This window comes from Pseudomonas sp. QL9 (assembly GCF_041409665.1).
Taxonomy (GTDB): Bacteria; Pseudomonadota; Gammaproteobacteria; order Pseudomonadales; family Pseudomonadaceae; genus Pseudomonas; species Pseudomonas knackmussii.
The window spans coordinates 1,635,734-1,649,927 of the sequence record NZ_CP166971.1 but is presented as its reverse complement, the minus strand read 5'-3'; the positions used below and the strand labels follow the sequence as shown (position 1 = coordinate 1,649,927).

Sequence of the window (14,194 nt, the reverse complement as noted above, 5' to 3'; positions counted from 1 at the left end):
GGCGGGGAGTCCCCCGTAGGAGCGGGCCATGCCCGCGAATCGCGCGCGTGGCGCGCTCCTACAGGGGCGTGGCGCTTACCAGCAGATGCCTTCGGCGCGCTCGTCGGTGACGCTCGGCATGAAGCCGATCAGGTCGATCACCTTCTTGCCCTGCGGCGCCTGCTTGACCACGTCGACGAACAGCTCGTCGCCGTTGCCCAGCACCAGCAGGTCGGAGGTGCGCACCACCTCGTCGAGGTCGGAGACCAGCAGCGAGGAGACGTGGGGGATCTTCGACTCGATGTACTCCTTGTTCGCCCCATGCACGCGGGCGTACTCGACGTTGCGGTCGAAGATCTGCAGCTCGTAGCCCTTGCCGATCAGCATCTCGGCCAGCTCCACCAGCGGGCTCTCGCGCAGGTCGTCGGTGCCGGACTTGAACGACAGGCCGAGCAGGCCGACCTTGCGGCTGCCGTGGCTGGTGATGATGTCGAAGGCCTTCTGCACCTGGTGCGCGTTGCTGCGCATGATCGAACCGAGCATCGGGTGCTCGACGTCCAGCTGGCTGGCGCGGTAGGTGAGGGCGCGCACGTCCTTGGGCAGGCAGGAGCCGCCGAAGGCGAAGCCGGGCTTCATGTAGTAGCGCGACAGGTTGAGCTTGTTGTCCTGGCAGATCACGTCCATCACCTCGCGACCGTCGACGCCGACCGCCTTGGCGATGTTGCCGATCTCGTTGGCGAAGGTGACCTTGGCCGCATGCCAGACGTTGCAGGTGTACTTGATCATCTCGGCGACCTCGATGGTCTTGCGGATGATCGGCGCGTCCAGCTCGCGGTAGATCTCTTCCAGCAGGTCCCCGGTCTGCGCGTCCAACTCGCCGATCACGGTCATGGGCGGGAAGTCGTAGTCCTTGATCGCGGTGCTCTCGCGGAGGAACTCGGGGTTGGTGCCGACGCCGAAGTCGACCCCGGCCTTCTTGCCCGAGCAGTCCTCGATGATCGGGATCACCACGTTCTGCACGGTGCCCGGCAGCACGGTGCTGCGCACCACCACGGTGTGGCGCTCGGCCTTCTCGCGGATGGCGTAGCCGATTTCGCGGCAGACGCTCTCGATGTAGCCCAGGTCCAGGTCGCCGTTCTTCTTGCTCGGGGTGCCGACGCAGATGAACGAGACGTCGCTGTCCAGCACGGCCTGCTTGAAGTCGGTGGTGCCCGACAGCCGCGAGGTCCGGATACCCTTCTCGAGCAGGGACTCCAGCCCCGGTTCGACGATGGGCGACTTGCCGCGGTTGATCAGGTCGATCTTGGTGGTGGAAACGTCCACGCCGATCACGTCGTGACCACGGGCGGACAGGCAACCGGCGCATACTGCGCCAACGTAGCCAAGACCAAAGATGCTGATACGCATCGTATTCACCTCTGCTTTTGTCGAGCGGTTAAAAGTTGGCCGTGTGGCCAATTCCCTTTTGCTGCGGGGCATTTCGAGGCGCCCCGTCCAGGCAGTCCATGAGTGATCTGAAAGTTCTTGCACTCAATTTGGGCAGAGTTCCGCGACTTGCACTTTAATGTTTCAGAGTGATTTCAAGAGTGCTCTTGAAATGTGCATCTGGATAAGCGGCAAGTCTTTCTAGTGCTCTGCTTAAATACGTAAGCTTTTGAATTTATTCAGGATGAGCGAGGCCTTCGAACAGAGTTCGATGCGTTCGTTTTACCTGTATGGGTGCAACTAAGTCGGAATGGGCGTTGCGGAGGTAGGATGTTCGAGGCTGTTGGATAGTTCCTGTCACCGATCCGAAGTTATGCGGCGAAGTGAATATCCAATGGCCATCAATTGGCGAGAATTTGCTATCAGCGTGAAATAAAAATGTCGCTTCTGGCGCTCGTGCAAAATGCAGGAAGTTGGAAAAGTTCCGCCCTGTTTCGGCCGATTTACACTTCGTTCAGCTTCTGTTCAGCTTGATTCAAGAGGTTCCGTGCAACTTGCAATCGTGAATTGCATGTAATGGCCGGATGCTTTTAATGGCGAATGGATTACAACTGCGATGGCAAAAGTGGCGGTTTTTTAGCCGTTCGGAAGGGCTGCCGGCGTGGAAAAAAATGTCACGAAACTACGCGGTTACCGACGAACGGTAGCGAGGCGGAAGAGTGGCAGGGGCAATTGGGAGCCCGCAAGTGGCAGGAGAGGGATGGCTGGCGACCGGGCGGCCGCCAGCGCAGGGGGCTATCAGGCGTCGGGCTGGTCGCGCAGGAACACCAGGCGGTCGACCGAAGACTCCTCGGCGGCAAAGCGGTAGCCGGCGTAGGTGAAGTCCTTCAGGCCTTCCGGGTTGGTCAGGCGCTCCTTGATCACGTAGCGCGCCATCAGGCCGCGGGCCTTCTTGGCGTAGAAGCTGATGATCTTGTACTGGCCGTTCTTCAGGTCCTTGAACTCGGTGTCGATGATGCGCGCGTCCAGCGCCTTGCGCTTCACCGCGCCGAAGTACTCGGTGGAGGCCAGGTTGAGCAGCACGGCATCGCCCTGCTCGGCGAGGTCTTCATTCAGCCAGCCGCTGATGCGCTCGCCCCAGAACTCGTAGAGATTGGCGCCGCGCGCGTTGGCCAGGCGGGTGCCCATTTCCAGGCGGTACGGCTGCATCAGGTCGAGCGGGCGCAGCACGCCATAGAGGCCGGAGAGCATGCGCAGGTGGCGCTGGGCGAAGTCGAAGTCGGCATCGCCGAAGTCCTCGGCGGCCAGGCCCGTATAGACGTCGCCCTTGAAGGCCAGCAGCGCCTGCTTGGCGTTGCTCGGCTTGAAGTCGGGGTGCCAGCTGGCGTAGCGCGCGGCGTTCAGGCCGGCGAGCTTGTCGGACAGGCTCATCAGGCTGCCGATCTGTGCCGGGGTCAGCTCGCGCAGCACGCCGATCAGCTCCTGTGCATCATCCAGGTGCAGCGGCAGGGTGTGGCGGTCGGTGACCGGCGCGGTCTCGTAATCCAGGGTCTTGGCGGGGGAAATCACCATCAGCATCGTGCGGTCTCCTCGAAGCGTCGGGCGATTGTAGGGACTTGCCCGGGCGGGCTCCAGCGATGGAGACGATTGGAAAAATCGATCAGGGGATACGCGGGGAGGGAATTGCTGCAGGTGAATAAGTCGATGACTGGACTGATAAAACTAGTCCTGTGCGCGCACCTTTCCAAGGTATTTCGTCGTACGACGAAAATTTCCCCATTGAGAAGGAAAAAGACTTTTTATCGTCATCTTTTTTCCTGTATTTCTGAAGGCGTAGACCGCCGAACCCTGCAGACAGGTGGCGGCCCCGGCCCGTCCCTTGCTTGCAACACTCTCGAGCCCAGGCTTCGAGAGTCGGTGGCTCACCGCACGGCGGAGCGCTGTAAAGGCATTCCGTCGTAACTCCCCCGGATGAGGTGACCCGCGTATGGATGACCACGGACGTTCCAGCAATTCCCAGCCGATCTTCTACGTCCTCGACACCAACGTTCTGATCCACGATCCAAACGCCCTGCTGAACTTCCAGGAACACCACGTCGGCATTCCGATGACGGTGCTGGAGGAACTCGACAAGCTGAAAACCGGCAAGCACTCCGTCGCCGCCGAATGTCGCCAGGCCATCCGCCTGATCGACCAGGTACTCGGCGAAGCCTCGCCCGAGCAAGTGGAGGAAGGCGTGCCGATCCAGCGCGGCAAGGCCGGCCCCTGCGGCACCTTGTCGATCCTCATGAGCAAGCGCGCAGAGCCCATCACCTGGCTCCCGGAACACCTGAACGACAACAAGATCATCAACCAGCTGGTCGAGCTGCAGAGCCGCTACAGCAGCCGGCGCGTCGTGTTGGTGACCAAGGACATCAACATGCGCCTGAAGGCGCGAGCCTGCGGTGTGTCGTCGGAGGACTACCACACCGACCAGCTGATCGACGACGTGGCCCTGCTCTCGCGTGGCTACCACTCGCTCTCGGGCTCGTTCTGGGACCGCGTGAGCAAGGTCGAGACCCGCCAGGACCACGGCCGCACCTGGCATCGGGTGCAACTCACCGACAACCTGCCGGCGGTGCACATCAATGAGTTCATCGTCGACGAGCAGGGCTTCGTCGGCTGGATCAAGGGCATCCAGCAGGACGAACTGCTGATCCTCGACCTGCACCAGGAGCCGCTGCTGCACCAGGAAGCCTGGGGCCTGCGCCCGCGCGACGTGTACCAGTCGCTGGCGCTCTACGCGCTGCTCGACCCGGACATCCACCTGGTCAACCTGTCCGGCGCCGCCGGCTCGGGCAAGACCATCCTGGCGCTGGCCGCGGCCATCGAGCAGACCATGGTCACCAAGCGCTACCGGCGCATCATCGCCACGCGCAGCGTGCAGGGCCTGGACGAGGACATCGGCTTCCTGCCGGGCACCGAGGCCGAGAAGATGGAGCCCTGGCTGGGCGCCATCACCGACAACCTGGAGGCCCTGCATTCGGACGACGAATGCACCCACGGCAGCGTCGACTACATCCTCAGCAAGGTGCCGCTGCAGTTCAAATCGCTGAACTACATCCGCGGTCGCAGCTTCCAGCAGAGCCTGATCCTCATCGACGAGTGCCAGAACCTCACCCCCCACCAGATGAAGACCATCATCACCCGCGCGGGTAACGGCTCGAAGGTGATCTGCCTGGGCAACCTGGCACAGATCGACACCCCCTACCTGTCGGCCACCAGTTCCGGCCTCACCTACCTGACCGAACGCTTCAAGGACTTCCCCCACGGCGTGCACATCACCCTGCAAGGGGTGCCGCGCTCGGTGCTGGCGGAGTACGCCGAAGCGCATATGTGAGCCGGCGGCCCGCCTCGCGAGAGGTGGGCCTCGTACCAACCGAAACGGCGCCCACCGGGGCGCCGTTTTCAATGGCGAGCGTAGGGCGTACAACCGTTCGCGGTTGTACGCCGCCTCACCTTGCGCATCGCCAACTCCGCGTCCGAACCGGGTGGTTTCGGTTCACCCAGCCCTACACCCGGCCCTCCCGTCGTACCTCTTTTTGTATACAATCGATCCCCCCGACACGCCGTCCGGCGAACACCCGGTGAGCCGTCCGGGGCGTACACTTGTCCGCATCGCCCGTTTTTCCCGGAGACCTTCCTTGCTCACCCATCTCGATTCCCAGGGCCGCGCCAACATGGTCGACGTCACCGACAAGGCGGTGACCTCCCGTGAGGCCGTGGCCGAAGCGCGGGTGCGCATGCGCCCGGAAACCCTGCGCCTGATCCAGGACGGCGGCCATCCCAAGGGCGACGTCTTCGCCGTGGCGCGCATCGCCGGCATCCAGGCGGCGAAGAAGACCCACGAACTCATTCCGCTGTGCCACCCGTTGCTGCTCACCAGCGTGAAGGTCGAGCTGAGCGCGGAAGGCGAAGACACCGTGCGCATCGAGGCGCGTTGCAAGCTGGCCGGGCAGACCGGCGTGGAGATGGAAGCACTGACCGCCGCCAGCGTTGCCGCGCTGACCATCTACGACATGTGCAAGGCCGTGGACAAAGGCATGACCATCGAGAACGTGCGCCTGCTGGAGAAGCTCGGCGGCAAGAGCGGCCACTACCGCGCGGAGGACGCGCAATGATCCGCGTGCAGTACTTCGCCCGTTACCGCGAAGCCCTCGGCCTGGACGGCGAACAACTCGCCTGGGACCCAGCCTTCGCCCGCCTCGACGACCTGCGTTCGCGCCTGCTCGAACGTGGCGGCGTCTGGCAGGTGCTGGCCGAACAGAACCTGATGTGCGCCCGCAACCAGGAACTCTGCTCCCTCGAAGAAGCCCTCGCCGACGGCGACGAAGTGGCCTTCTTCCCCACCGTGACCGGAGGCTGAGCCCATGGCGATCCGCGTGCAGGAAGCGCCTTTCGATCCGGGCGTGGAACTCAATGCCGTGCATGCGGCGAATGTCGGCGTCGGCGCAGTGGTCGGCTTCGTCGGCTACGTGCGTGACTTCAACGAAGGCCGCGAAGTCGGCGGCATGTTCCTCGAACATTATCCAGGCATGACCGAGAAGGCCCTGGAGAAGATCGCCGCCGAGGCCGAGCAGCGCTGGCCGCTGCTGCGCATCGAGATCCTGCACCGCATCGGCCGCCTGGAGCCGGGCCAGCCGATCGTTTTCGTCGGCACCGCCAGCGCCCACCGCCAGGCGGCGTTCGACGCCTGCAACTTCATCATGGATTACCTCAAGACCCGCGCGCCCTTCTGGAAGAAGGAAGACACCAGCGAAGGCCCGCGCTGGGTCGAAGGCCGCTGCAGCGACCAGGACGCCGCCGAGCGCTGGAAGACCTGACTGGCATCCCCCGCCTGGATCGGCGGGCTACCTCTTCCGGGGAATGGGCCGCTGCCGTCTGGCGGCGCAGGCTGGGCGGCATCCCAACCTTCCCCGGAGGCAACCATGAGCCACCTGGCCGCGCAGGACTTCCAGCGCCTGCGGATAGCGGTGCTGACCATCAGCGATAGCCGCACCCTCGACACCGACGATTCCGGCCGCACCCTGGCCGAGGCGCTGCAGGCAGCCGGCCACGTGCTGGCTGCGCGGCGCCTGGTGGCCGACGACATCTTCCAGATCCGCGCCGCGGTTTCGACCTGGATCGCCGACCCGGCCATCCAGGTCTGCCTGCTCACTGGCGGCACCGGCTTCACCGCGCGGGACAACACCCCGCAGGCCGTCGAGCCGCTGCTGGTGCGGCGGGTCGACGGCTTCGGCGAGTTGTTCCGCCAGGTCTCGCAGGCCGAGATCGGCACCTCCACCCTGCAATCGCGGGCGCTCGCCGGCATCAGCAACGGCACCCTGGTCTGCTGCCTGCCCGGCTCGCCCGGCGCCTGCCGCACCGCCTGGGAGCGGATACTCCGGGAGCAGCTCGACAGCCGCACGCGCCCCTGCAATTTCGTGCCGCACCTGAAGGTCCTGCTGGAGCCTGACGGAGGCTGCGGCGGCGCCTGTGCCTGCGGCAGCCGATCGTGAGCGGCTGCGGTTGCGCCGGCGGCGGGTTGCTGCCGGTGGAGCTGGCACTGGAGGCGTTGCTGGCGCGGGTGCCGGCGGCTCCCCCGGTGGAGTCGGTCGGTCTGGACCAGGCCATGGGCCGGGTGCTGGCAGAAGACATTCGCGCGCCGGCCGACCTGCCGGCCTGGGACAACAGCGCCATGGACGGCTATGCCCTGCGCGCCGAGGACGCCCGCGTGCCCCGCACGGCGTTGTCGCTGGCCGGCAGCCTGGCGGCCGGCCAGTCCCGGCGCAAGCCGTTGCAGCCCGGCCAGGCACTGCGCATCTTCACCGGCGCGCCCCTGCCGCCAGGCGCGGATACCGTGATTGCCCAGGAAGATTGTCAGCTCGATGGCGAGTGGGTGGTGCTGCCGGCCGTGCGCCAGGGCAGCCACGTGCGGCGGCGGGGCGAGGAAATGCGCCAGGGCGATTGCCTGCTGCGCCGCGGCACCCGCCTGCGCGCCCAGGAGATCGGCCTGCTCGCCAGCATCGGGATGGCGCGGGTGCCGGTTCACCGTCGCCTGCGCGTCTGCCTGCTCAGCAGCGGCGACGAACTGTGTGCGCCTGGCGAGGCGCTGGAGGCCGGGCAGATCCACGACGTCAATCGCTTCAGCCTCGGCGCGCTCATCCGTGGCTGGGGCATGGAGCTGCATGACTATGGCGTGCTGGCCGACACCCTGGCGGCCAGCCGCGATGCCTTGAGCCTGGCCGCCTCCGAATGGGACCTGCTGATCACCAGCGGCGGCGTCTCGGTCGGCGAGCGCGACTACCTGAAACAGGCGGTGCGCGAGTTGGGCGAGCTGCACCTGTGGCGGATCGCGATGCAGCCGGGCAAGCCGCTGGCCTTCGGCAGTGTCGCCGGCAAACCCTGGCTCGGCTTGCCGGGAAATCCGGCAGCGGCCTTCGTCACCGCGTTGGTGCTGGCGCGTCCGTTCCTCTGGGCGGCGCAGGGGCGGTCCGAGTCCGAAATGCAGGCGCTGTCGTTGCCGGCGGGCTTCCCCTGGCCCGAAGCCAACTCGCGCCGGCAGTACCTGCGCGCGCGGCTCGAGGCAGATGGGCAAGTGCACATCCATGCGCAGCAAGGCTCGGCGATGCTGCGCGCCGCGAGCTGGGCCAACGGCCTGGCGGTGGTCGAAGCGGGGCGGATACTGGAGGAGGGCGAGGCAGTGGAGTTCCTGCCCTTTGCCGAGCTCTTCGCCTGACGTGGGGCGGGCTACCGTTCGTGGTCGTCCGTCGCGGCAGGCTCACGAGTTTTTCCATGGTAGCGCATGCCGCTCTCCTGGCCTGAACGACCGCACCACGAATGCTTGACCGCTATGCCTTCAGCGTCGTGCGTACGGGGTGTGTAGGAATCATTTCCAGTGACGTGTAGGTCCTGTCTGAAACGACACTGAATGAGGATTACTGAATTGAATTGTTACTGGTCGGCGCATTTACTGCTGCCCCCATCGCGGCAAGCCATTGCCGCGAAAGGCTCGAGGTAGAGCCTGGCGCGCGATTAGCCCACGGACATCTGCCTCGACTGCGGCAACGCAATGGAGGCTCCGCCCGTGCTCGATCCAGTCCGTTCGTTTTTCGACCATTCCCGCCACAAGCTCAGCGTCAGCGATCTCGAGGCCCCTCTCGACGTCCTCGCCTTCGAGGGCGAAGAAGGGTTGAGCCAACCCTTCAGCTACCGCATCGAGTTCACCAGCAGTGCCGGCGATATCGCCGCCGACGCCATGCTCGGTAAGCCCGCCATCTTCAGCCTGTACGCGGCGCCCGACCCGACGCCGAAATTCAGCTTCAACCCCCAGCCGGTGTTGCCGCTGCGCACGCTGAATGGCGTGATCACCGCCTTCAAGCGCCTGTCCGGCTCACGCGACGAAGCCCGCTACGAGGTGCGACTGCAACCACGCCTGGCGCTGCTGGATCGCGGTATCCAGTACCGCATCTATCAGAACCTGAGCATCCCGGAGATCGTCGAGCAGGTCCTGCGCCGTCACCAATTCCAAGGCTACGAGTTCCACCTCGACCTTTCGCGCAGCTACCCGGACCGCGAGCAGGTCATGCAATACGCCGAGAGCGATTTCGCATTTCTCCAGCGCATCTGCGCGGCCCATGGCCTCTGGTACTGCATCCGCTTTGATGAGCGCATAAAGCTGGATGTGTTGGAGGTCCACGACGCTTCACGCTACTACGAGCGCGGCACGAGCCTGCCGCTGCGCCCGCAGTCCGGGCTGCAGAGCAACGCCGCCGACAGCGTGTGGAACCTGCAAGCCAGCCACCAGGTGGTCGAAGCCGGCGTCTTCGCCCGCAGCTACAACCCCCGAGAAGCCCACGCCGATCTCGACGCCAAGGCCGACCTCACCCGCGGTGCGAAAACCACCTACGGCGAGGCCTACCACTACGCCGAGCCCTATACCAAGCCGGGCGATGCCTTCGCCTTCGATCACGAGCACAGCAGCGACGAGAGTTTCTTCCACGCCCGGCTGGCCCACGAACGCTACCTCAACCAGCAGACCCGCCTCTCCGGCACCAGCAGCAGCGCGATGCTACTGCCGGGCCAGGTGCTGAAGATCGACGGCGGCGCGCCGCAAGCCTTCGAGAAGGGCGCACTGATCGTCAGCCTGACCTGCAAAGCCGCCCGCGACAGCAGCTTCGAAGTCAGCTTCCAAGCCATCCCCGACGCCGACCACTACAGCTTCCGCCCGCCGTTGCCGAAGAAGCCGCGCATCGCCGGCACCGTCCCCGCCCGCGTGACCAGCAATCAGGCTAACGACCCGTATGGCCATATCGATAAAGAGGGCCGCTACAAGGTCAATTTCCTCTTCGACCGCGACGCCTGGCCGGCCGGCCAAGAAAGTATGTGGCTGCGTCTGGCCCGTCCCTACGCCGGCGACACCCACGGCCTGCACCTGCCGCTGATCGCCGGCACCGAAGTGGCAGTGGCCTTCGAGCAGGGCGACCCGGATAGGCCCTACATCGCCCACGCCCTGCACGACAGCCGCAACCCGGACCACGTCAACCTCTACAACTACAAGCGCAACGTCCTACGCACGCCGGCGAACAACAAGCTGCGCATGGACGACGAGCGCGGAAAAGAGCACGTCAAGCTCAGTACCGAGCATAGCGGCAAGAGCCAGCTGAACCTGGGGCATCTGGTCGACAACCAGCGCCCGGTGCCCAATCCGCGTGGGGCTGGCTTCGAACTGCGTACCGATGGGCATGGCGCCATTCGGGCGGGGAAGGGGTTGTTCATTAGCGCCGACGAGCAGCCAAAAGCGCAGGGTCAAGTGCTCGACATGCGCGCTGCCATCGAGCAATTGGAGCAAGCCCTGGCATTGGCGAAGGGCCTGGCGCAGGACGCCTCCCAGGCTCAGGCCCTGCCGGTAGACAACGCGCAACCCGAAGCACTCAAGAACACCTTGGAACAGCTGCGCGAAGCCGGACTGCTGGCCTCGGCACCTGCAGGTATCGCGCTGGCCACGCCGCGCAACCTCCAGCAGGCGGCCGGCCAGAACCTGATCGCCGTCGCCGGTGGCAGCGCTGACACCAGCGTGCTCAAGCGCTTCACCGTTGCCGCCGGGGAGGCCATCGGCTTGTTCGCCAAGAAGCTCGGGCTCAAGTTTGTCGCCAACCAGGGCCCGGTGACGCTGCAGGCGCAGAACGACGCCATGCAACTGCTGGCCCGCCAGGGGCTGGAGATCATCAGCACCGAGGATGAAATCCGCATCACCGCGAAGAAGAAGATCGTCCTCACCGGCGGTGGCAGCTATTTCAGCCTGGCACCTGGAGCGGTCGAGCTGGGCAGCGGCGACTTCACCGTCAAGGCGCGGATGAACCGCAAGGGCGGCGCTTCCGCATCAATGGCGATGCCAGTTGTTCCGCAGTTGAACGAGCACGAAACGGAGCGACAAGGTTTCACTGAGGCTTCGGACTAGGCCTCCAATCGACATGGAGCACGTGTCACAAGCGCGGCTTGCTCCAGTAGCAACCTTCCACAAGGAGATGTCATGGCTACCCCCTCCCTCAGCGCACTGGCCGCCGCCGCGGCCAACGCCGTCAATGCAGCGCGTGCCGCACAACGCGAAGGCGAGCCCTTCAGGATGCCGATCTACGCCCCCTTACCGGGCGAGCAGTGGGCCGACAGCCACGAGCACATGCACCTATCTGCCGTACGGCAGTGGAGCCATCCGTTCGGCAGCAAGGCCGATCCGCTGCGGCAGCTGACTGAGTTGGCCAACGCCAAGAGCGGCTATTACCCGCTGGGGCGCAATGGCATCTGGCATACGGGCGTGCATTTCGACGCCGGCACGGCGGGCATCCTCGACCAGTCCTTTGTGCGTTGCCTGGCCGACGGCGAGGTGGTGGCCTATCGCATCGATTCGCAAGCGCCCGCTAACGAGTACACCGTTAATCGCCAACTCGTGAAACGACCCTTTGCCCGGAACTTCGTGTTGGTGCGGCATCGCCTGCAGGCGCCGAAGATCGCGGGTAGTGATGACATCCCGCCCAGCCTGACCTTCTACAGCCTGTACATGCACTTGCAGGATTGGTCGGCCTATCAGCTAGACCCCAGCCTGAAACGACCAGCGTTCTGGCCCCCCAGCAAGAACCTGCGGGTCAAGAATACGGAGCACGACCATGTGCCCGGCCTCGATGGCCTGGTCTGGTTACGCACGCGAATCGGCCCGAACGGTGGCGCGATCGTTTCTGGCCTGGCCCGAGGCACGGAAGTGACCGTCAGCGGCACCGGCAGCTACCGCAAGCTGGAGAACCTCGCCGGTCCCCGGCAGTTATTGAGCGATGGGGCACTGCAGGGCTATGTCCGCTTCGGCCATCTGGTGCTCATCAACGGCAACGAATACCGCGCCACCCATGACCTCGACGTGCTGGTCAGTGCCGATACCCACGCACAGCGGCTAATGAAATTGCCTCTGGGCACAGTTGTGCGCATTAGCGGCGAAGGCGCCTATCGCAAACTGGAATGGGTCAACCAATACGTGCATTTCGCCTCGCTGCTGAGCGAGCCGGAACCGCAAGAGCGGGACTGTTGCGTCGTGCTCGACGAACCGGTGCCGATCAAGGCCGGCGCCCTGATCGGCCACCTGGGCCAGTACCACAAGTGCTTCGCCGACGAGCCGACCCAACAGCTGCACCTGGAAGTCTTCAGCGGCCAGAACGTCGGTGGCTTCATCCACTTCTGCCGCGAGTGGGCGAAGCGTCTACCGGCCAGCAGCAAGACCTGGTTGCCGCTGCCCAAGGGCACGCCAATTGCGCCGGACCGGGCCGACCTCAGCGCCGCGCGCTACCCGATCGTCGACGCCGACACCCCACGCAGCGCCGCCGAACTCTACCTGCCGAAAAGCCTGCTCGACGGCCTCAAAACCGAACACAAGCTCGCCATCCCGGCAAAGGATGGCCGCAAGGCCTGCACCTGGTATCGCCTGGAAAACCTGCTGCACGACGAGCAGAACCAGCTGCAGTCCGGCTGGGTAAAGGTCGAGGCTGACGCCCAGTGGGTGAGCCCCTGGGAATGGCCCGGCTACGACGTCATCTACAACCGCGACACGCCCCAGCGCTGCGTGGCCTACCGGCAACAAACCACGATGGAGCGGCTGAACGACCAGGCCCGCGAACGCTACAGCCAGATGGCCGACCTGTCGGACCAGGGCCCGGTACGCAGCCGGCTGTTCGAGATCATCGACCGCAATCGCGACGGCCGGATGACCGCCGATGAACTGCAAAAAGCCCTCGAATTACCCGCCCATGCGCAATCCATTTCCCGCCTGGTGATCCACTGCGAAAACGAATGGCACTGGAATCCCCAGAAGTGGAACGAGCTGGACGAGATTCTCGGCCACACCCCGTCGACGCCGCATACCAATTGGTTTTCCGAGAAAAGCCGAATTGAACAGATGTGCTGGTGGAATGAAGTTGCCGCGAAAGTGGGGCTGCCGGTGGATGGGCGGGTTTGGCATTTTCATCCAATTGGGGGCGTTGGAAACTTCCTTAAGCCCCCTAGAAGAATTAACTATTCAGTAATGTATTCCAAAAAAGGCTGGGCATACAAAGATGAGCAAATAAAGGAATACAGTCACTATAGGCATCCAATAGACATCAGCAACGAACGAGTATCTGGGAATAGTAGAGTTCATGGAGACATATCTGAAGATGGCCAGCGCGCAGTTATAGACATTATTGCAGACTTAGTCATTGAACAGAACCTTAGCAAAAGCGATTTGGCTATGATTCTGGCAATCACACACGTTGAGTCTGGATTCAATCCAGACGCTGCAGCCGGAACAACATCAGCAGCTGGACTTGGACAATTTGTAGACGGGACTGCAAAGGCGTACGGAATATTTACGAATGAGCAGCGTTTCGACGCAGAGATTGGAGCTCATGCTCTAATTCAGCACTACCTTGAAAACAAGAAGTCTTCAGAGGCCAGATACTCCGGTCGCGAAATGTACACCATGATCTATGCCTTGCACCATGATGGTCCAAGCCTTGCGTATGGTGGGAAAGAGATTTCTGAAAGAGAGGTTATGCCTAAATTTGATATCTATATTAGGAGCATTGGCGATGAGATGTTTGAGTACTAAAAAAATATTTATACAGATCTCTCTTCTGATTGCCTTGGTAATTACTCAGGGCTTGGAGGCGGCTGAATTAACGATTGAGGATCGACGACTTAAAAAATTACCTGCCCCAGTTTCTCAGCTAATAAGGAGCAGTGACTCATATTCACCCTATTACTCACTACATTGCGATGTAATTGGCGCAGAGCTATTCGAAGTCCCTGCTAATGATGAAAGGACCTATTTCATCACAACATCAAATGCTTGCGGCTGGGGGGCTAACATTGGACCAATTTGGTTAGCGAAAAGTAGCTCAACTGAGCATAGGCTGTTGCTTAGCACTGGGGGGTATAGTTTAAGAACGAGAGCAGGCCATGACAAAGAAAACATAACAATTGCATTTGAAAATGGCGGCGTCGTGGTGGAGAAAAACTATACGTTAGAGGATGGAGTCTACAAGGAAGAAAAATCCAATGCGATCAATTTTGGCAGCAAGAGCTCTTGTTGTTGGGCTGAGCAGTTACAAGCTAGAGGGTATGCAGCTGATAGCGCATACGCTGCGAAGTTGAAGGGGGTTATAAGTGCGTGGAGGCTGGAATGAAGCGAATCATACTTGCCTTCTGTCTGCTCTTTTCTGCGCAAGGCTGGGCCGATAATTATTGCAGTAAG

The 14,194-nt window shown here is 62.9% G+C and carries 11 protein-coding genes; 9 read left to right on the top strand and 2 right to left on the bottom strand.

The window, feature by feature from the left end:
* Positions 1-75: 75 nt before the first annotated feature.
* Complete coding sequence (algD, locus tag ACA097_RS07765; RefSeq protein ID WP_371369530.1) at positions 76-1,386, bottom strand: GDP-mannose 6-dehydrogenase; 1,311 nt, start codon at positions 1,384-1,386, stop codon at positions 76-78.
* A gap of 816 nt (positions 1,387-2,202) precedes the next feature.
* Positions 2,203-2,982 (bottom strand): peroxide stress protein YaaA, encoded by a 780-nt coding sequence (yaaA, locus tag ACA097_RS07760; protein WP_371369528.1) that lies wholly within the window; start codon positions 2,980-2,982, stop codon positions 2,203-2,205.
* 409 nt (positions 2,983-3,391) lie between these two features.
* Between yaaA and ACA097_RS07755 the strand changes: the two genes are divergently transcribed.
* The 9 genes from ACA097_RS07755 to ACA097_RS07715 all read left to right on the top strand — a co-directional run bounded on the left by ACA097_RS07755 (position 3,392) and on the right by ACA097_RS07715 (position 14,126).
* On the top strand, positions 3,392-4,783 hold the full coding sequence (locus ACA097_RS07755; protein WP_043249478.1) for a PhoH family protein: 1,392 nt from the start codon (positions 3,392-3,394) through the stop codon (positions 4,781-4,783).
* Positions 4,784-5,087: 304 nt separating this feature from the next.
* Positions 5,088-5,564, top strand: a complete 477-nt coding sequence (gene moaC / locus ACA097_RS07750; protein WP_043249479.1) for a cyclic pyranopterin monophosphate synthase MoaC — start codon at positions 5,088-5,090, stop codon at positions 5,562-5,564.
* On the top strand, positions 5,561-5,809 hold the full coding sequence (locus tag ACA097_RS07745; RefSeq protein WP_160285891.1) for a MoaD/ThiS family protein: 249 nt from the start codon (positions 5,561-5,563) through the stop codon (positions 5,807-5,809). Before moaC ends, ACA097_RS07745 begins: the two co-directional genes overlap by 4 nt.
* Positions 5,810-5,813: 4 nt before the next feature.
* Positions 5,814-6,266 (top strand): molybdopterin synthase catalytic subunit MoaE, encoded by a 453-nt coding sequence (moaE, locus tag ACA097_RS07740; protein ID WP_371369526.1) that lies wholly within the window; start codon positions 5,814-5,816, stop codon positions 6,264-6,266.
* 105 nt (positions 6,267-6,371) lie between these two features.
* The gene (moaB, locus tag ACA097_RS07735; protein WP_160285892.1) at positions 6,372-6,941 is read left to right on the top strand and encodes a molybdenum cofactor biosynthesis protein B; all 570 of its coding nucleotides are present in this window, start codon (positions 6,372-6,374) and stop codon (positions 6,939-6,941) included.
* Complete coding sequence (gene glp, locus ACA097_RS07730) at positions 6,938-8,161, top strand: gephyrin-like molybdotransferase Glp (protein ID WP_371369523.1); 1,224 nt, start codon at positions 6,938-6,940, stop codon at positions 8,159-8,161. The genes moaB and glp overlap by 4 nt, the downstream gene beginning before the upstream one ends.
* A gap of 348 nt (positions 8,162-8,509) precedes the next feature.
* Entirely contained in the window at positions 8,510-10,882 is a 2,373-nt protein-coding gene (locus ACA097_RS07725; protein ID WP_371369521.1) for a type VI secretion system Vgr family protein, read from the top strand.
* Between the two features lie 72 nt (positions 10,883-10,954).
* A complete protein-coding gene (locus tag ACA097_RS07720) occupies positions 10,955-13,549 on the top strand; it encodes a transglycosylase SLT domain-containing protein (protein WP_371369519.1) in 2,595 nt (864 codons plus the stop codon).
* Positions 13,530-14,126: a hypothetical protein gene (locus ACA097_RS07715; RefSeq protein ID WP_371369517.1), complete on the top strand. Its 597-nt coding sequence runs from the start codon at positions 13,530-13,532 to the stop codon at positions 14,124-14,126. The genes ACA097_RS07720 and ACA097_RS07715 overlap by 20 nt, the downstream gene beginning before the upstream one ends.
* The last annotated feature ends 68 nt before the right edge of the window (positions 14,127-14,194 follow it).

Coding starts and splice junctions, on each gene's coding strand:
- algD (WP_371369530.1), bottom strand. CDS start 1,386: ATGCGTATCAGCATCTTTGGTCTTGGCTACGTTGGCGCAGTATGCGCC.
- yaaA (WP_371369528.1), bottom strand. CDS start 2,982: ATGCTGATGGTGATTTCCCCCGCCAAGACCCTGGATTACGAGACCGCG.
- ACA097_RS07755 (WP_043249478.1), top strand. CDS start 3,392: ATGGATGACCACGGACGTTCCAGCAATTCCCAGCCGATCTTCTACGTC.
- ACA097_RS07745 (WP_160285891.1), top strand. CDS start 5,561: ATGATCCGCGTGCAGTACTTCGCCCGTTACCGCGAAGCCCTCGGCCTG.
- moaE (WP_371369526.1), top strand. CDS start 5,814: ATGGCGATCCGCGTGCAGGAAGCGCCTTTCGATCCGGGCGTGGAACTC.
- moaB (WP_160285892.1), top strand. CDS start 6,372: ATGAGCCACCTGGCCGCGCAGGACTTCCAGCGCCTGCGGATAGCGGTG.
- ACA097_RS07720 (WP_371369519.1), top strand. CDS start 10,955: ATGGCTACCCCCTCCCTCAGCGCACTGGCCGCCGCCGCGGCCAACGCC.
- ACA097_RS07715 (WP_371369517.1), top strand. CDS start 13,530: ATGAGATGTTTGAGTACTAAAAAAATATTTATACAGATCTCTCTTCTG.